The sequence below is a fragment of the Streptomyces sp. NPDC085927 genome, assembly GCF_044540975.1.
GTDB classification, from domain to species: domain Bacteria; phylum Actinomycetota; class Actinomycetes; order Streptomycetales; family Streptomycetaceae; genus Streptomyces; species Streptomyces hirsutus.
The window spans coordinates 144,996-160,698 of record NZ_JBITSN010000006.1; the positions used below are offsets into that span (position 1 = coordinate 144,996).

At 70.2% G+C, this 15,703-nt stretch carries 16 protein-coding genes and 3 pseudogenes; 13 read left to right on the plus strand and 6 right to left on the minus strand.

Features of this window, described 5'->3' with window-relative positions:
* Positions 1-24 precede the first annotated feature (24 nt).
* Both ACIF80_RS17900 and ACIF80_RS17905 read left to right on the plus strand, forming a co-directional pair.
* On the plus strand, positions 25-1,710 hold the full coding sequence (locus tag ACIF80_RS17900; protein ID WP_399805554.1) for a PA14 domain-containing protein: 1,686 nt from the start codon (positions 25-27) through the stop codon (positions 1,708-1,710).
* 334 nt (positions 1,711-2,044) lie between these two features.
* Positions 2,045-2,514 (plus strand): annotated as a pseudogene (locus tag ACIF80_RS17905) (ArsI/CadI family heavy metal resistance metalloenzyme).
* 162 nt (positions 2,515-2,676) lie between these two features.
* Here ACIF80_RS17905 and ACIF80_RS17910 read toward each other — a convergent pair.
* Positions 2,677-3,165: pseudogene (locus ACIF80_RS17910) on the minus strand (ATP-binding protein); the annotation flags it as partial.
* 177 nt (positions 3,166-3,342) lie between these two features.
* Here ACIF80_RS17910 and ACIF80_RS17915 point away from each other — a divergent pair.
* The 3 genes and pseudogenes from ACIF80_RS17915 to ACIF80_RS17925 all read left to right on the plus strand — a co-directional run.
* Entirely contained in the window at positions 3,343-4,257 is a 915-nt protein-coding gene (locus ACIF80_RS17915) for a Scr1 family TA system antitoxin-like transcriptional regulator (protein ID WP_399805556.1), read from the plus strand.
* Positions 4,220-4,354, plus strand: a complete 135-nt coding sequence (locus tag ACIF80_RS17920) for a DUF397 domain-containing protein (protein WP_388188265.1) — start codon at positions 4,220-4,222, stop codon at positions 4,352-4,354. The genes ACIF80_RS17915 and ACIF80_RS17920 overlap by 38 nt, the downstream gene beginning before the upstream one ends.
* Before the next feature lie 291 nt (positions 4,355-4,645).
* Positions 4,646-5,110, plus strand: a pseudogene (locus ACIF80_RS17925) (hypothetical protein); the annotation flags it as partial.
* Positions 5,111-5,198: 88 nt separating this feature from the next.
* Here ACIF80_RS17925 and ACIF80_RS17930 read toward each other — a convergent pair.
* Complete coding sequence (locus tag ACIF80_RS17930) at positions 5,199-5,807, minus strand: hypothetical protein (protein ID WP_399805558.1); 609 nt, start codon at positions 5,805-5,807, stop codon at positions 5,199-5,201.
* Positions 5,808-5,945: 138 nt separating this feature from the next.
* Between ACIF80_RS17930 and ACIF80_RS17935 the strand changes: the two genes are divergently transcribed.
* Together ACIF80_RS17935 and ACIF80_RS17940 are read left to right on the plus strand one after the other, a co-directional pair.
* Positions 5,946-6,143, plus strand: coding sequence for a hypothetical protein (locus ACIF80_RS17935; protein ID WP_399805560.1), 198 nt, complete (start codon positions 5,946-5,948; stop codon positions 6,141-6,143).
* Positions 6,140-6,475 (plus strand): type II toxin-antitoxin system PemK/MazF family toxin, encoded by a 336-nt coding sequence (locus tag ACIF80_RS17940; RefSeq protein ID WP_399805562.1) that lies wholly within the window; start codon positions 6,140-6,142, stop codon positions 6,473-6,475. The genes ACIF80_RS17935 and ACIF80_RS17940 overlap by 4 nt, the downstream gene beginning before the upstream one ends.
* Before the next feature lie 64 nt (positions 6,476-6,539).
* Here ACIF80_RS17940 and ACIF80_RS17945 read toward each other — a convergent pair whose 3' ends face one another.
* Positions 6,540-7,208: a methyltransferase domain-containing protein gene (locus ACIF80_RS17945; RefSeq protein ID WP_399805564.1), complete on the minus strand. Its 669-nt coding sequence runs from the start codon at positions 7,206-7,208 to the stop codon at positions 6,540-6,542.
* Between the two features lie 215 nt (positions 7,209-7,423).
* Here ACIF80_RS17945 and ACIF80_RS17950 point away from each other — a divergent pair, with 215 nt between their 5' ends.
* The 6 genes from ACIF80_RS17950 to ACIF80_RS17975 all read left to right on the plus strand — a co-directional run bounded on the left by ACIF80_RS17950 (position 7,424) and on the right by ACIF80_RS17975 (position 12,476).
* The gene (locus tag ACIF80_RS17950) at positions 7,424-7,942 is read left to right on the plus strand and encodes an NUDIX hydrolase (protein ID WP_399805566.1); all 519 of its coding nucleotides are present in this window, start codon (positions 7,424-7,426) and stop codon (positions 7,940-7,942) included.
* Between the two features lie 183 nt (positions 7,943-8,125).
* Positions 8,126-9,301, plus strand: a complete 1,176-nt coding sequence (locus ACIF80_RS17955) for an ABC transporter substrate-binding protein (protein WP_399805568.1) — start codon at positions 8,126-8,128, stop codon at positions 9,299-9,301.
* Positions 9,282-10,355, plus strand: coding sequence for a FecCD family ABC transporter permease (locus ACIF80_RS17960; protein ID WP_399805570.1), 1,074 nt, complete (start codon positions 9,282-9,284; stop codon positions 10,353-10,355). The genes ACIF80_RS17955 and ACIF80_RS17960 overlap by 20 nt, the downstream gene beginning before the upstream one ends.
* Positions 10,352-11,176 (plus strand): ABC transporter ATP-binding protein, encoded by an 825-nt coding sequence (locus tag ACIF80_RS17965; RefSeq protein WP_399805572.1) that lies wholly within the window; start codon positions 10,352-10,354, stop codon positions 11,174-11,176. The genes ACIF80_RS17960 and ACIF80_RS17965 overlap by 4 nt, the downstream gene beginning before the upstream one ends.
* The gene (locus tag ACIF80_RS17970) at positions 11,173-11,814 is read left to right on the plus strand and encodes a hypothetical protein (protein ID WP_399805574.1); all 642 of its coding nucleotides are present in this window, start codon (positions 11,173-11,175) and stop codon (positions 11,812-11,814) included. The genes ACIF80_RS17965 and ACIF80_RS17970 overlap by 4 nt, the downstream gene beginning before the upstream one ends.
* Complete coding sequence (locus ACIF80_RS17975) at positions 11,814-12,476, plus strand: hypothetical protein (RefSeq protein WP_399805576.1); 663 nt, start codon at positions 11,814-11,816, stop codon at positions 12,474-12,476. Before ACIF80_RS17970 ends, ACIF80_RS17975 begins: the two co-directional genes overlap by 1 nt.
* Before the next feature lie 210 nt (positions 12,477-12,686).
* Here the strand turns inward: ACIF80_RS17975 and ACIF80_RS17980 are convergent, their stop codons facing one another.
* The 3 genes from ACIF80_RS17980 to ACIF80_RS17990 form a co-directional block, all read right to left on the minus strand.
* Complete coding sequence (locus ACIF80_RS17980) at positions 12,687-13,232, minus strand: sigma-70 family RNA polymerase sigma factor (protein WP_399805578.1); 546 nt, start codon at positions 13,230-13,232, stop codon at positions 12,687-12,689.
* A 214-nt stretch (positions 13,233-13,446) separates the two neighbouring features.
* The gene (locus ACIF80_RS17985; RefSeq protein WP_399805580.1) at positions 13,447-14,496 is read right to left on the minus strand and encodes a tetratricopeptide repeat protein; all 1,050 of its coding nucleotides are present in this window, start codon (positions 14,494-14,496) and stop codon (positions 13,447-13,449) included.
* A gap of 11 nt (positions 14,497-14,507) precedes the next feature.
* Positions 14,508-15,308 (minus strand): lytic transglycosylase domain-containing protein, encoded by an 801-nt coding sequence (locus ACIF80_RS17990; RefSeq protein ID WP_399805582.1) that lies wholly within the window; start codon positions 15,306-15,308, stop codon positions 14,508-14,510.
* Positions 15,309-15,703: the final 395 nt, after the last annotated feature.

Here is a 15,703-nt window from a genome sequence, read left to right on the forward strand (position 1 = left end):
GTCCTGATCCGATCAGAGGACCGAATGACCCCAGCCAGACGCACGACCTCCGCGGCCGCGACCGCGATCGTGCTCGTCACCGCGGGCGGCCTGCTCACCGCCGTCGCCACGCCCGCCTCCGCCGCGACCACCTGCACCTCGCCGGTCTACAAGCGGCAGTTCTTCGCGAACACCACCTTCTCCGGCAAGCCGAAGAAGACCGACTGCGACTCCAAGATCGACCAGAACTGGGGCACGGGAGCGCCGGCTTCCGGTCTGCCGTCGAACACATTCGGTGTCCGCTGGACGGTGACCCGCGACTTCGGCTCCGGCGGCCCCTTCTCCTTCCCGGTCGAAGCGCGTGACGGCATCCGCGTCTACCTCGACGGCGTCCGCAAGGTCGATCTGTGGAAGGACGTCTCGACGACGGTGAAGAAGACGGTCAACGTCACCATTCCGTCCGGCAAGCACACCCTGCGCATCGACTTCGTCAACTGGACCGGCGCCGCCAACGTCAAGTTCGGCTACGCGCCACGGACTTCGTCCACCGTCGACAAGGTCAAGCCGCGCACCCCGACGGGCACCGCCGTCACGTACGACACGGCGACCGGCAAGGCCAAGGTCACCTGGTCCAAGAACAAGGAGATGGACCTCGCCGACTACCGCGTCTACCGCCGCCTCAAGGGCGGCGCGTACCCCGCCAAGCCGCTGACGACCACGACCTCCACGTCGTACACCAACACCCCGCCCGCTGACGGCCAGACGTACTACTACGAGATCCGCGCGGTCGACAAGGCCGGCAACGAGTCCGCCGGGACCGCCGACCAGGCGGTCACCACTGTCGACCGCACCGCGCCGTCCGTGCCGGCCGGACTGAGCACCGTCTCCCAGCCGAAGGGGCTGCGGGTCGGGTGGAGCGCGGTCCAGGGAGCGGTGTCGTACCGGGTGTACCGGGCGGCCGGTGCGGACGGGGCCTACACCCGCGTGGGCGCTACCGAGCAGGTCTCGTACGTGGACGCCTCGGCCGCCGAGGACACCACCTACTACTACCGGGTGACCGCTCTGGACGCCGCGGGCAACGAGTCCGCGCGGTCCGTCGCCGTCAGCGGCAATCGCCGGGATCTCACCCCGCCGTCCGCCGTCACCGGGGTGGCCGTCACCCCGACCGAGTACGGCTTCGAGGTGCGCTGGGACGCCAACCCGACCGCCGACCTGGCGAGTTACGTGGTCCGACGGGGCGAGCTGCTGGGGGACGAGGAGGAGCAGCTGTGCTCCCTCTATCCGGGCTATTACGTATCGGCCGAGACCACCTCGTACGCGTACACCGTCCTCCCGGACGGCGAGGAGTCCTGCTTCATCGTCGACGCCGTGGACGACGCCGGGAACTCTTCCTTCCGGGTGACCGGCGAGGCCCAGATCGTGACCGCGACCGAGCTCGACATGACGCCGAGCGTGGCGACGCCGGAGGGTTCGCCGGTCCGGTTGACGGCGGCTTCCGGAGAGGCGGGCGTCGAGCTGTCCTGGTCTCCGGTGACCGACGCCACCGGCTACCAGGTCCACCGATGGAGCCCGCACGCCAAGGCGTACGAGAAGCTGGCGGCCACGACGGGGTCCTCCTACGAGGACACCGACGCCGTCAAGGGCACCACTCACTTCTACTGGGTGACCGCCCGGTACGCGGACGGCACCGAGTCCGCGCCCGCCGCCGACTGGGTGGTCCTGGCGCCCTGACCTCGTTCGGAACGAAGAGGTCGTGGGTTCACATCCCGCCGTCCTGATCGAGATACAAGGTGAGGCACCTCCTCAAAGGCACCTCCTCATATGAGGAGGTGCCTTTGAGGAGGTGCCTCACCTGTTTCGTCTGCGTGTCCCTCTGCGTGACTACCGGGTCCCGCATGTCTGTGGCCGCTGCGGATCGGCGCCGGGGCTCACGAGCCGGTGGACCGATCGTCCTGCCCGAGCACCATAATTTCCTGTTTCGACATTCTTCTATGTTGACGATCCTCGATCCAAGGCGCAGGCTTTGCATTGACAGGCATCAATGCAAGCAGATGGGAGTCGCGTCGTGTCCCGTGCCCAGCTCGCCCTGCGCGTCAGCGACCTCGAAGCGTCGATCACCTTCTACTCGAAGCTCTTCGGCGTCGAACCGGCCAAGCGGCGCGAGGGCTACGCCAACTTCGCCCTCACCGAACCCCCGCTCAAGCTCGTCCTGATCGAGGGCGAGCCCGGCGAGGAGACCCGCCTGGACCACCTCGGCGTCGAGGTCGGGTCCACCGACCAGGTCGACGCCGCCACCAACCGCCTCAAGGAGGCCGGCCTGGCCACCTTCGAGGAGAACGACACCTCCTGCTGCTACGCCCTCCAGGACAAGGTGTGGGTGCACGGCCCCGGCAAGGAGCCGTGGGAGGTGTACGTGGTCAAGGCCGACGCCGACACCCTCGGCAGGAGCGCCGACCCCACCACCGCCGGCGACGGCTGCTGCACCGGCCAGGACGCGGACGCGGCCCCGCCGCAGCGGGGTGCGGCTGCGGCTGACCAGCGGCTCCGTGAGGCGGTGGCGGTGGTTCATTCCAGTCCTCCTTGCCGACGCCGCGACCGACCACCCTGCGGCTCTCCCTGAAGTGCGGGTCGCCCGGGAGTCGTTCGGGAGCAGTGCGGGTCGGCCCCAGGGTGGTTTTCAGGAGCGACTGGTGAGTTTGCCCCCACGGCCACCTCCGCCCATACCGTCTTGCCGACGGGTCGGCGGGGCGTCGAGCCCCAGCGCAGGGAGAGGGCGTCCACCAGGAACAGTCCCCGGCCCGACTCGCCCTCCGGGCACGACGTGGGCGGGGCCGGGGGCAGCCGTTTCTCCGAGGCGGCGTCCGTGACCTCGATGCGCACCAGGTCCGCGGTCGCGTCGAGGGCGAGCCGGAGGCGGAAGTCGCGGCCGGGGGCCCGGCCGTGCCGTACGGCGTTCGCCGCGAGTTCGCCGACGACGAGGGCGACCGTACACGACGCGTCCGACTCCGGCGGGTGGCCCCACTCCTCCATGCGCCGGACGGCGAGGCGCCGGGCGAGTTGCGCACCTCGCGGCGAGGAGGCGAACTGTCCGGCCCAGGAGCGGGGTTCGTGTGCGGTGTCGTGGAGTGCGGCGGCGGTCGCGGTCCGGCGCGGCCGTTCTTCCGGGGTGGTCGTTCCTGTCAGCACGGCCTGTCCGTCCTTGTCCGTCCGAGCCGCGACATCTCGCGGCGTGCGCGATGTGTCACGTTCCGTGAACAAGAGTCGTCCGACCGCCCTACGCTCGAAAGGTGACACAGCATTACCTTTCAGGCGGTAAGGAACGGACGTGACGCTTTGGCCAACGGAATTGATCCGAGTACGTCGATGGCTGCGCTGTTCGGCGCGCGGGTGCGCCGGCTCCGTACGGCGGCCGGGCTGACCCAGGCCGAACTCGGCGCCAGGACACATGTGGTGAGCACGCGGATCACGCAGATCGAGCGGGCGTCCGGCGCGAAGCCGACGCTGGAGCTGGCGCGTGCGCTGGACGCGGTCCTCGGTGCGGACGACCTGCTCGTCGAGTTGTGGCCCTACGTGTACCGGGAGGCGTTTCCGGACTGGTCGCGGAAGTTCATGGAGTACTCGGGGCGAGCGAGGGCCATCAAGCAGTACGCGGCTCATGTGGTGCCGGGTCTGTTGCAGACGGAGGACTATGCGCGGGCGGTGCTGAGCGTCGGCCGGACGCTGGGCGGAGAAGAGCAGTTGGAGGAGCGGGTCACCCTTCGTATGGGACGACAGGAGCGCCTCGGTACGCCCTGCCGCCCTGAACTGTGGGTGGTCCTCGACGAGGCGGTGCTCCGGCGTCCCATCGGTGGCCATGCGGTGATGCGGGAGCAGTTGGAGCGGCTGCTCGAGACCTCGGCGGAACCTCACATCACCGTGCAGGTACTGCCGTTCGACCAGGGTGAGCACGACGTCATGGGCGGCTCGCTCACGGTGCTCACCCTGCCGGACGCCTCGGAGACCGCCTACACGGAGGGCGCGCACTACGGCCAACTCATCGAGGATCCGGGGGAGGTCAGGAGTTTCGCGCTGACCTACGATCGGCTGCGGGCGGCAGCTCTGCCCCCGCTCATGTCGCTCGACATGATCCGATCCGTGAGGGAGGACAACCACCGTGGAGCGAAGGTCCCATCCCGATCCGACCGGCGCCGCCTGGCGCAAGAGCAGCTACAGCAACCAGGAGGGCGGCGACTGCGTGGAGGTGGCCGACGGGTTCCGGGCCGTCGTGCCCGTCCGTGACAGCAAGGTGCCGCACGGTCCGGCGCTGTGCTTCGCAGCAGCCTCCTGGGCCGCGTTCATAGGCGAGTTGAAGGGTGACGGGCAGCACCGTCCCTGAGGCGGCCGGGCTCCGGCCGCAGTCCGTCCGCCGGGTCCGCCGGGTCCTTGTCCGCGAGGGTCCGGCGGGCCGCTGACCTCCTGAAAGAACCGGGGGAAAGAACTACCCACCCGCCCACCCTCCCCGCCGGGAAGCCCGGCGTCACCCGTGCGAGTGACCGGCTTGCGGGCGCGGGATACGGGCGGTTACGTTCACCGCAACAAGCTCGACAACCGCAAACAGATACGGCCCCCGGCCGGGACGGCAATCCCGAACGAGGGCCTGACCGATCAGGAAGCATCGACCTTCCCAATGGCTGATTCGCAGTCTAACGCGCGCCTGCGCGCCGACGCCGGAGCACCGACCTCCGGTGTGATCCACGTACGCACCCGGCTCACCGCCGACTTCACCGTGATCTCCAACGCCCTCGCCCAGCGGCGCGGCAGCGCGGTCACCGTCGGCGTGGCGGTCTACATCCTCTCCCTGCCCACCGGCTCCCCCGTGTCCATCTCGGCCCTGTGCGCACACTTCAGCGAGGGCGAGATCCTGATCTCCCGGGCCCTGCGGGAGCTGGAGGCCGCCGGTTACCTGGAACGCCGCCGTGAGCGCCTGCCCTCCGGGCAGATCCGCACCCGGACGTACTTCTACGACGTCCCCGGCGGCAGCCCGGAACCGGACCGACCCTCACGCTCCGACGACGGGCCACCGGAACCGCCGAAACCGCCCCGGCCACGGAAGTCGTCCACGACCGGGCCGGCCACGGCCTCTGACGTTCCGGTGCCCACCTGAGTTCCTCACGTGGCCGTACACGAGGGGGGACACATGGGGTTCATCAACAACGCCAAGACCAACGAGGCAACCAGAGCTAGCGACGTCGCGTGGAAGGCCCGGGGGCGGTGGGAGGCTTCCAGGGGGCAGCGTTGTCCGAGGTACGGCCAGCATTCGGCTGGGCCGGACCAGACGGCAGATACATGTTTGCATATTGAGCAACAGAGTTCCCGGCACCGTTGCTGGGGTTCTGTTCATTTGCAAGATTCTGCGTAAAAGAAGAACCCATTTCCACCAATTGGCCAATTCTTTTTTGCAGCTGGACGCGCTCGCCCACGCCGAAAGACAGAGCGGCTTGCGTTGCTGCGGACGGGTTCTGCGCGGCTTCCCGACTCCAGTAGTTAAATTCCGCCTGGGCGATCTGCCGGTGCGCCTGCTCAGCATACGGGCTGTTGAGGGGCGTCAGGTAGGCGTTGGTCAGTGATGGATCCTTGAAGACTGTATCGACTTCGCGTGCGCCATGCTCTCCTGCCCCATAGCGAATACCCTCGATGGCGGCTGCCACAGCATGGCCAACGGTGACGCCCGCCGTCCCGCCCCCCTGATTGAGCACCTGGTGGATGTGTCTCATGGATTCCTGACGCGGGTTTCCCGCCGGTGGTACTGGATCCGAATTCAAGCTTTGAATCTTCCTGAGCGTGTCCACTTTTTCCCCTTTTCCAACATTCGACCAGGTGTGCAAAGTACAACGCGGAGCAGGCCTACGGGGTTCAATGGAGTGCCGCCGGAGAAACAAGAGCGGTCATGAGCCGGAGAGAGCTGTCGGAACATCGGCGGGCAGCAGGTGATGCAGACCCTCCAGTTGCACTCGCTCTCCGACGCCCTGCGCGAAGGGCTCCGGCTGCTCTCCCGCGAAGCGACCGAGGTCGCCGCCTCTCAAGAGATCCGCGACTTCTACCGCAACGCCCAGGCTCCGACACCCGCGGGCGTCGTGCCCGCGACGGCGGACGAACTGGCCGCAGCGGACGAGACCGAGTGGTGAACACCGGCTCCGCCCTGCGGGGCGAAGTGTGGGGGTGCGCTCTCCCCGGCCCCATCGGCCCGCACCCCGTGGTCGTCCTCACGGTGAACCGGATCGCCGAACCGCTGTCGGCGCTGACCGTCGCCGTGATCACCGGAACACCCGGCCCCGCCTCCACCCACGTTCCGGTCGGCCCCGACTGCGGGGTGACCACGTACGCCGAGTCGTACGTGAACTGCACCGACCTGCACACCGTGGACAAGCCGAGGCTTCGGCGGCGTCTCGGCCTGGTGGCTCCGAGCGAGATGCGACGTGTGGAAGAACGCGTACGCGTGATCCTGGGGCTGGCGTAGCCCCCGCCCACCCCAAAAACCCGCCTCTGACGTACTCCTGCTCCCGGCGGCGAGCACTCAGTCCTCAGGCGGGGCGCTCGGCCATGACGACCAGACCCGGCCCGCTCTGCTCGTCCGCGGGGAGCCGGAGTTCGGCGACCGGGCGCAGGCCGGCCTGCTCGATCAGGTCCACGAGCTGCTCCGGCCGCCATTGGTGCGTCGTCCAGCGAACGGGCACACCTCCGTAGGCCTCGGTGCGCGCCACGTCCTCGTCGCCGACGTGTGTCGCGGTGATGAAGTGACCGCCCGGCTTCAGGGCACGCGCGAACAGGGCGAGAACCTGGGGTAGGACATCACGGGGGAGGTTGAACAGCGACCACCACCCGAGCACGCCGCCGAGGGACGCTTCGGCAAGGTCGAGGTCGGTGGCGGAGGAGACGTCGAAGCGGCATCCCGGATGAAGACGGCGCGCGTTCTCGATCATGCGGGGCGAGAGATCGACACCGGACACGTCGAGTCCGCGTTCGGCGAGGTAGGCGGTCACCGTTCCGGGCCCGCAGCCCACGTCGAGGACGGGCCCGAGCCCGCTCACCGTGTCGGCGAAGGCGTCGACCGAGGCCTTGAGCCACGGATGGCAACGGATGTCACCGAATCCCGTCGTCACCACCATGTGGACGTAGTTGTCGGCCACCCGGTCATAGGACTCACGGACCACGTCGAGATCGGCCGGGCGATCGATACGGTGTGCGCGCATCGGCTAACAGTAGTTCCACGGAGGTCTAGTTGGTGGGCTCGATCATTCAACTGCCACCAGCCCTCGGTGAAACGGGGATTGTTGTGATGGTGCGCGCTCCCAGGGCGTTCGGTGGAGAGGGCGGACCTGAAGGGGACGGCCGGCGACGCCTCATCGCAACAGGGCTCTGAGCGCGGACAGGTGGTCGGGGCGGAACGGGCGGGCATCATGTCGAGGTGGTTGCTCCCCACTCTCCACCGCTTGTCGTCGACGACCGCGGCAACGCCCTGGTCTCCTTCGTCCCGGGAACGGAAGGCAAGCCGCCCGGTGACGCACCCCTGCCCCTTGCGCTGGTGGCCCTGTGGCACGGCAACCGCGTCCTGATGGCCTTCAACCGGTTCCGGCAGGTCTGGGAACTGCCGGGCGGGCAGATCGACCCCGGCGAGACCCCGCGCCGGGCAGCCGCGCGCGAGTTGTCGGAGGAAACCGGTCACGTGCCCGACGGGCGGCTCCGCTTCGTCGGCTTCGCGCGCTTCACTCTGGCGCCTGATCAACGTGTCGAATACGGCGCCCTGTTCACCGGCCGGGCCGCCGCTGTCTCGCAGGTGCTTCACGTCAACGACGAGATCGCGGCCATCCGGTGGTGGGACCGTCGCGAACCCTTGCCGGGGCGGCTCCAGCCACTGGACGCCCACCTGGCAGAGCTCAGCCGCAACACGCCGACAGGCACCCGCCACGGCACAGCCGGAGGCTGAAGGACAAGCCGAGCAGGTGTGGTGAACCGAGGCCGCCGGGCATCGGACTCGGGCTCCGCCGGTGCCGGGCAGATCGCGTCCGGCCCCGCGACGAGAGCGCAGACGGGCCCCCGAATCGGAATGCAACGCTCCGCATAGTCTAAGTTAGGGTTGCCTAACCTAACCTTCGTTCGGAGATGGATCATGCCAGCTGCCTTCCCAGCCCCGCACACCCCCCGCCGCACCGTCCTGCGCGGCCTGGGTGTGGGAGCCGCCGCCCTGGCCGGGGCCGGCGCGCTCGGCGCCTGCTCCTCGCGCGAGGCCGTGGAGGGTGACGCCGCGGCCGCTTCCGGGGACGGGGACGGAGCCGGGGCCGGGGCCGGGTTCACCCTCACCGACCAGCGGGGCAAGAAGACCGCCTTCGACGGTCCGGTGCGGCGGATCGCCACCGCGATCATTCCGTCGCCCTCGATGATCGCCGCGGTGGACGGCTCCTACGACCGTCTGGTCGGCATCAACGAGTCCACCCTCCAGGCGAACAAGGAGGGCATCTTCGGCACGCTCTTCCCGACGTCGAGGAAGACCGCCACCATCGCCGGGTCCGACTTCGTGCCCAACGTGGAGACCATCGCCGGACTCAAGCCGGACGTGGTGATCCAGTGGGGCGACATGGGCGACGAGGTCATCGCCCCCCTGGAGAACGCCGGCTTCAAGGTCATCGGCCTGACCTACGGCACCCAGGAGATGATGGAGACCTGGATCAGGATCTTCGGCACCCTGCTGGGCAAGCAGGACCGCTCCACCGAGATCCTCGACTGGATGCACGACGAGGACGCCGCGGTCCGCGAGCTGGTCGCCCCGTACGCGAAGAAGAAGCAGAAGGTCCTCTACCTGCGCACCGCCTCCGACGGCTGGACCACCGCCACCGGATCCGACTACGTCACCCACTGGACCGGGATCGCCGGCGGCGTCAACGTCGCCCACGACGTCTCCGCCGACGCCCCGCAGGTCTCCGTCGAGCAGATCCTCGCCTGGGACCCCGAGGTGATCCTCCTCTCCGCCTTCGACGAGGCCGAACCCGCCGGTGTCTACGGCAACAAGAAGCTGGCCGACGTCCGTGCGGTCCGCGAGCGCCGCGTCTACAAGGTGCCGCTGGGCGGCTACCGCTGGGACCCGCCGTGCTGCGAGTCCCCGCTGATGTGGCGCTGGGCCGCCCAGGTCCTGCACCCGGAACTGGCCACCCGCAACGGCCTGCGCGCCCGCGTCAAGGACACCTTCGACCGTCTCTACGGCTACCGCATCTCCGCCGCCGAGACCGACGAGGTGCTGCGCACGAAGCTGAACACGAAGAGCGCGGGCTATGCCGGTTTCCGCGCCTGACGCCGTGGCGGCGGTCCGGGCCACCGGTGAGGGGAAAGCCGCCCGCCGGCCCCTCCCCCGGCTGCTCGTCCTCGCCCTCGCCACCCTCGTCGTCGCCCTCGCCGCCCTCGCGCTGGGCCGCTACGTCGTCCCGCCGAACGAGATGCTGCGGCTGCTGGCCGGACAGGTCCTCCCCGTCCAGCAGACCTGGACCCCCACGGAGGAGACCGTCGTCCTCGACGTCCGCCTCCCCCGCGTCCTGCTGTCCCTGCTGGTCGGTGGCGCGCTCGCCCTCGGTGGCGCCGCCCTGCAGGGCGTTTTCCGCAACCCGCTGGTCAGCCCCGACGTCATCGGGGTCGCCTCCGGCGCGTCGTTCGGAGGGGTGCTGGCCCTGCTCCTCGGGCTCGGCTCGTTCTTCGTGGTCGGCGGCGCCTTCGGCTTCGGTCTGCTCGCCCTGGCCATCGTGATGACGATCGGGCGGCTGGGCGGGGGCAACCCGATCCTGATGATCATCCTCGGCGGGACCGTCACCGGCGCCTTCTTCACCGCACTGGTCTCCTTCGGCAAGTACGTCGCCGACCCCGAGTCCGAACTGCCGTCGATCGTCTTCTGGCTGCTGGGCTCCCTGGCCACCGCCACCTACGCCAAGGTCGTCACCGCCGCCCTCCCCGTCCTGCTGGGCGCCGCCGTGGTGCTCGCCCTGCGCTGGCGGCTCAACGTGCTCTCCCTCGGGGACGACGACGCCGTCGCCCTCGGCGTCCCACCGCGTCTCACCCGCGGGCTGCCGCTCTGCGCCGTCGCCCTGATGACCGCGGGCGCGGTCGCGGTGGCCGGCCTGGTCGGCTGGGTCGGCCTGGTCGTCCCGCACCTGGCCCGCCTGTGGACCGGCAGCGACCACCGGGTGCAACTGCCCGCCGCGTTCCTCATCGGCGGCGCGTACCTCACCGTGATCGACACGCTGTCCCGCACCGTGACCGCCGCCGAGATGCCGCTCGGCATCCTCACCGCGGTCATCGGCGCGCCGTTCTTCGTCGTCCTGCTCGCCAAGTCCCGCAACCGGATGTGGTCCCCGTGATCCCCGTGATCTCCCCCGCCCCACCGACGAGCCCCGCCGTCGCCGGCCGGGGTCTCGGCCACCGCTACAGCAAGGACCGGTGGGTCTTCCGGGGCGTCGACGTCACCGCCCACGAGGGCCGCGTCCTCGCCGTCCTCGGCCCCAACGGACGCGGCAAGTCCACCCTGCTGCGCATCCTCGCCGGACTCACCGCCCCCGTCGAGGGCAGCGTCGAGACCACCTCGGCGGTCGCCTACGTGCCCCAGTCGCACAGTGCCGCGTTCGCCTACTCGGTCGCCGACATGGTGCTGATGGGCCGCTCCCGCCACCTCAAGGCGTACGCGACACCGGGCCGCCGTGACCGCGAACTGGCCGCCGAGGCCCTGGAACGCGTCGGCATCGCCCACATGACCGACCGCTCCTACGCCGAACTGTCCGGCGGCGAACAGCAGATGACGCTGATCGCCCGCGCGCTGGCCGCCCAGTGCCGGGTGATGGTGCTCGACGAGCCGGTCTCCGCACTCGACCTGCGCAACCAGGCCCGGGTACTGACCCTGCTCCAGGAACTCGCCGTCGGCGGACTGGGCATCGTCCTCACCACCCACCACCCCGACCACGCGCTGCACCTCGCCGACGACGCCGTCCTGGTCCTCGGCCCCGACGACGTCCGCACCGGGCCGGCCGCCCAGCTCCTCGACGCCGACGCACTGGGCGAGTTGTACGGCCTCCCGGTCGCCACGGCCGTCGTCGACGGGCCGCGCGGACCACGCGTCACGGTCGTCCCCGACCTCGGCCCCACCCGCGATTCCCTCACCTCTTCCCCCGAGGAGGCCGCCGCATGACCCCCGTCATGTACGTGACCATGGACCCGTCCCCCCGTCCGGGGACGCCCGCCACCCACCAGCCCTTCGACTCGGTCGACCTCTACGACCTGGACGAGGAACTCCTCGAGGCGGGCGAGGTCAAGGGCCTGATGTTCTCCCTCAACTGCGACCAGATCTTCCTGGAGCGCCGCTCGGCGCTGCTGGAGAAATTCGTCCGCTCCGGCGGCCGCGTCCTGGTCAACGGCCATGTGGTGCGCCCCTTCCTCCCGGGGCTCTCCCCCTGGCGGGCCATCGACCACCACGGGCCCGCCGACCTGCGCATCACCCCGGTCACCGGGCATCCGGTCTGGGAGGGCGTCGACTTCCACGAACTGCTCTACCGCACCGGTGTCCCCGGTACTCCCACCGGCGAGGAGCTCGCCCGGGTCGGCGTGGCCGGTTTCTACGGCCGCGGGTACCACTCCCGGGTCCCCGAGGGCGGCACCGTGATCAACGGCATCGGCCCGCACGCCCTCCCCATCGACATCGTCCACCCGCTCGGCGACGGTGCCGTGATGGCCCATGCCGGCAACGACCTGATGGGCTTCAGCGACCCCGACCGCACCACCCGGCACCTCGGTCCGCGGCTCCTCGCATGGCTGGAAGGCACCCTCTGATGACCCACCTCGGTTTCCTCCACGGCGGCTCGTTCTCCCAGCTCACCACACTCGCCGACCCCGCAGTCCGCCTCTGGCGCCCCCGCGAGATCTACCTTCCGGAGGCCGTCGAGGCCGACTTCGACGGCCTCGACACCCTGATCGTCTCCGACCGCCTCCACCCCGGCCTGCTCGCGAAGGCCGCCCCCGCGCTGCTGACGGTCGCCGAACACGGCGGCACAGTCGTCGTCCTCGGCGAGAACGACATCACCGGCTGGCTCCCCGGCCTGCGCGGCCTCCGGCCCGCCGAGACCGACTTCTGGTGGTGGCGCACCCCCGGCGGCGACAACGGCGTCCGCCGCGCAGCCGAGGACCATGCCGCCTGGCAGTTCCTCACCGAGCGCTCCGTCCGGTGGCACTACCACGGGCTGCTGGCTCCCCCGGCGGGTGCGACACCGCTCGTCCACACCGTCCTGGAGCGGGACGGCGACCCCGCCACCCAGCAGGTCCTCCTCTACGAGGACCGCGTCTCCACCCCGGGCCGCCTGATCGTCACCACGATGGACCCGGTCTACCACCACGGCTCACGCTTCATGCCCGGCGCGACACAACTGCTGTACGGACTCCTCCGGTGGACCGGCACGGACGTCCCTGCGACGGCGACGGCGACGGCGACGGTGTGACCGCCGAGACGCCGGCCCGGAGGCAGTCGCCGTACTGACCGCCCCCTGCGCCGGGTCGTCCTCCGCCCCGCCCGCCCCGCCGCGGATCAACGCGTCCGAGGAGAGGCCGTGACGATCCAGACGTGGCCGGGGACCTGAATGCCTGCCGGCCTGAGAGCCGTGCCGTCCGGCGCCCCGACCTGGCGGGCACGCGTGACGGCGGTCAGGCGGTCAGTGCATGCCGCGTTCTTCCAGGGCTGTTTTCAGGCTGCGCAGGGCGTAGTAGACGCGGGACTTCACCGTGCCCTGGGGGACGCCGAGGGCGGTGGCCGCCTGCTGGGTGGTGCGGTCGGCGAAGAAGGTGGCCTCCAGGACCTCGCGGTGTGCGGGCGTCAGGGCCTGGAGGGCGTCGTGCAGGACGATGGACGACAGCATGCGCTCGATGTCGTCGGCCTCGGCGCCCAGTTCGGTCAGCCAGGTCGCGCCGCCTATCTCCAGCGGGCGGGCCATCTTCGTGCGGTGTGCGTCGATCACGATGTTGCGGGCGACGCGGAACATCCAGGGGCGTACGGCCATTCCCTCGCCGTCCGCCAGGGTCTGCTTGTTCCAGCAGCGCAGCAGCGTCTCCTGGATGACGTCCTCCGTGCGGTGGGTGTCACCGTTCAGCATGCGCAGCACGTACGCGTAGAGGGCCGGGCCGTGGTCCAGGTAGAGGTCCCTCAGCGCCCGTTCCTCGGGCGACACCGCGCTTGCCGATCCGATCACCGTCACGTTCATGGTGTGCTCCTGCTCCTTGGGACGGCCGGCTCCCTGCCGTGGGGACGGAGAGGAGAGCCGGAACCTCCGGCGGAGTGGAGTGTTGTCAGGCGTGTTCGACGCTCGTTCGACGCTTCATTGACGTGGGATATACGCGTCGTACAACGGGGTCGTACGACGGGTTTGCACGACGGGTTTGCACGACGGGTTTGTACGGCGGCGTGCAACGGGCCGGTCAGACGTAGGCCGTCAGGTCCTCCAGCTGGATGCGGACCTGGTGGGCCAGGTGTTCGTCCGCCGGGGACAGGCGGCCGGCGCTGTGCAATCTGCCCCACATGTGCAGCAGTTCGTTGCCGTGGATCTCCGCTGCCCGGTCGTCGTCCAGCCGTTGCCACGCGGCTGCCGCCCTCGCCACCGCCGCCGGCGCCTGCGGGTCGCCGGCCCCGCACAGGATGCGGGCCACGGACAGGGCCAGCACCGTGGCCTCCCGGTGGTCCCCGCGCAGGTGCGCCAGGTACGCCTCCATCGCCCGCGCCTCCAGGGCGTCGGGGTGTTCGGCGCCCATCTCGGCGGTCATGGTCTCGCGCAGCGCGGTCGCGTCGTCCAGCGCCTCGTCCAGCCGGCCGACGGCCGCCAACGCGTTGATCCGGGTGATCCGTTCGATCAGCTCGGGCGACAGGTCCACGGCGGCCACGGGGGCGGACAGTTCCTCGGTGACGCCCCGCGTGGTCCTGCGTGTCGGCGCCGGGGGTGGGTCGGATGCCGGTGCCGGTTCCGGCTCGGGGGCCGGGTGCGGTTCCGCCTCCCGCCCCATGGCCGGCTCCTGGCCCGGTACGAGCTCCGGTTCGGGAGCCGTGGCCTGGGCCGGGATGCTGATCCGGACCGGCGAGTTCGCGGTGTCGCCGGCGGCGGTGGCCCGCGCGCGGGCGACGGCCGCGGCGATGGCGGACCCGGCCACGGGAGGCGGCACAGGCGCCGGGGCCTCGGAGACCTCCAGGTTTTCGGTGTCCTCGGGTGCCTCCGGGTCCGTCGGGCCTTCGGGAACCTCCGGTTCCTCCGGTACCAGAACCCGGCTCGATCCGTCCGGCGCGACCTCCAGGGTGAAGTGGGCGTCGCCCGGTCCGTCGGTCACGGTCGCCTGCACTGCGGTGCCGCACTGCTCCGCGTACCGCTGCAAATGGTCCAGTACGGCCTCGTGCACGGACTCGCCCGGTGCGGGGGCGACGGGCTCCTGGCCGATGCGGGCGAATCCGTCGTCGGAGATGTACACATCGAAGTGGGTCATGGCTGTCCTCCTCATGGGGCGGGAGTCCCCTCGTCGCCGGACTCGTCGGGGCTGGGAGTGACGCCCGGAGTGGCGCCGTCGGGCGGGGCGGCTATACCGGCGTACTTGGCGAACTGGGCGCGGATGGCGGCCACATAGCCGAGGGCGTCGTTCGACTGCGGGACGCCCCCCACCTCGATGACGGCGTCCATGCCGACCTTGTAGGCGGCCAGGGTGACGTCCAGAACGGTCCCTTCGACCGTCTTGGCGTCGATGGCACTCTTCGCCTGTTCGGCCAGGTCGCACATGTAGCGGCCCTGCGCCATGATCGAGTCGGCGGTGTCCGTGGCGTCGACCTCGTCGTTGTCGTCGTCGTCCTCGCCGTACTCCTCGAAGATCTCGGGCGGCAGCTGGGAGATGCCCTTCTCGCCGTTGGCGCCCTTCATCTCGGCGTTGAAACCGGAGGCGTTCTCCAGCTGCGACGCGATGACGATCGGGCCGATGTCCGAGCACAGCTCGCCGGCGTCCTTGATGCTGTCCACCAGGTCGTCCGGGACGGTGTTCTCGTCCAGCTCCTCCTTGCCGTCGCCGCCGAAGACGTTCTCGATCTCGTGGCCGATGGCCTCGTTGGCGGAGTCGCTGCCTCCGCCCCCGCCGAACAGCAGGATCAGGGCGATCAGCGGCGCCAGCAGCACGCCGAATCCGCCGAGGATGATGACGACGCACGCGCCGATCACCAGGATCGCCGGCGACATCAGACAGCCGCAGCCGACACCGGCCGCTGCCACGTTGCGGACGGTGTTCGATGCGTTGTCTTCCGAGTCTGCGCTCATCGGCGCGTGCCTTCTTCCCCTCACCTTGAACCGCTGTGCCCGTCGGCCCGTTGTGCTGTCCGGCGGGCTCGGTGGATGAAACGCAGCCCGGCACAAAGAAGTTCAAACCGGTGGAAACCAGATGAGTCAGAGCAGCACAGGCACAGGGCAAGAGGGGGGCAGGAAGCGCATGGGCGCTCCTTCGGCAACGCCGTCGGACCCGCAGGGCTGGGTACGGGGACCGAAACCCGCCCGCCGGCGACCCGGCGCGGACACGGCCGGCCCCGAGGGGCAGGGCGCCGCTACGTCCCCCGCGCAGCAATCCGCCGCGCCGCCGGCTCCGGCCGCGCAACCGGCGGCCACCCGGCCTGCCCCCGCGCAGGCACCGCCTGCCGCCGACCGCACGGCACCACGTC

Coding starts and splice junctions, on each gene's coding strand:
- ACIF80_RS17900 (WP_399805554.1), top strand. CDS start 25: ATGACCCCAGCCAGACGCACGACCTCCGCGGCCGCGACCGCGATCGTG.
- ACIF80_RS17915 (WP_399805556.1), top strand. CDS start 3,343: ATGGCTGCGCTGTTCGGCGCGCGGGTGCGCCGGCTCCGTACGGCGGCC.
- ACIF80_RS17945 (WP_399805564.1), bottom strand. CDS start 7,208: ATGCGCGCACACCGTATCGATCGCCCGGCCGATCTCGACGTGGTCCGT.
- ACIF80_RS17955 (WP_399805568.1), top strand. CDS start 8,126: ATGCCAGCTGCCTTCCCAGCCCCGCACACCCCCCGCCGCACCGTCCTG.
- ACIF80_RS17960 (WP_399805570.1), top strand. CDS start 9,282: ATGCCGGTTTCCGCGCCTGACGCCGTGGCGGCGGTCCGGGCCACCGGT.
- ACIF80_RS17970 (WP_399805574.1), top strand. CDS start 11,173: ATGACCCCCGTCATGTACGTGACCATGGACCCGTCCCCCCGTCCGGGG.
- ACIF80_RS17975 (WP_399805576.1), top strand. CDS start 11,814: ATGACCCACCTCGGTTTCCTCCACGGCGGCTCGTTCTCCCAGCTCACC.
- ACIF80_RS17980 (WP_399805578.1), bottom strand. CDS start 13,232: ATGAACGTGACGGTGATCGGATCGGCAAGCGCGGTGTCGCCCGAGGAA.
- ACIF80_RS17985 (WP_399805580.1), bottom strand. CDS start 14,496: ATGACCCACTTCGATGTGTACATCTCCGACGACGGATTCGCCCGCATC.
- ACIF80_RS17990 (WP_399805582.1), bottom strand. CDS start 15,308: ATGAGCGCAGACTCGGAAGACAACGCATCGAACACCGTCCGCAACGTG.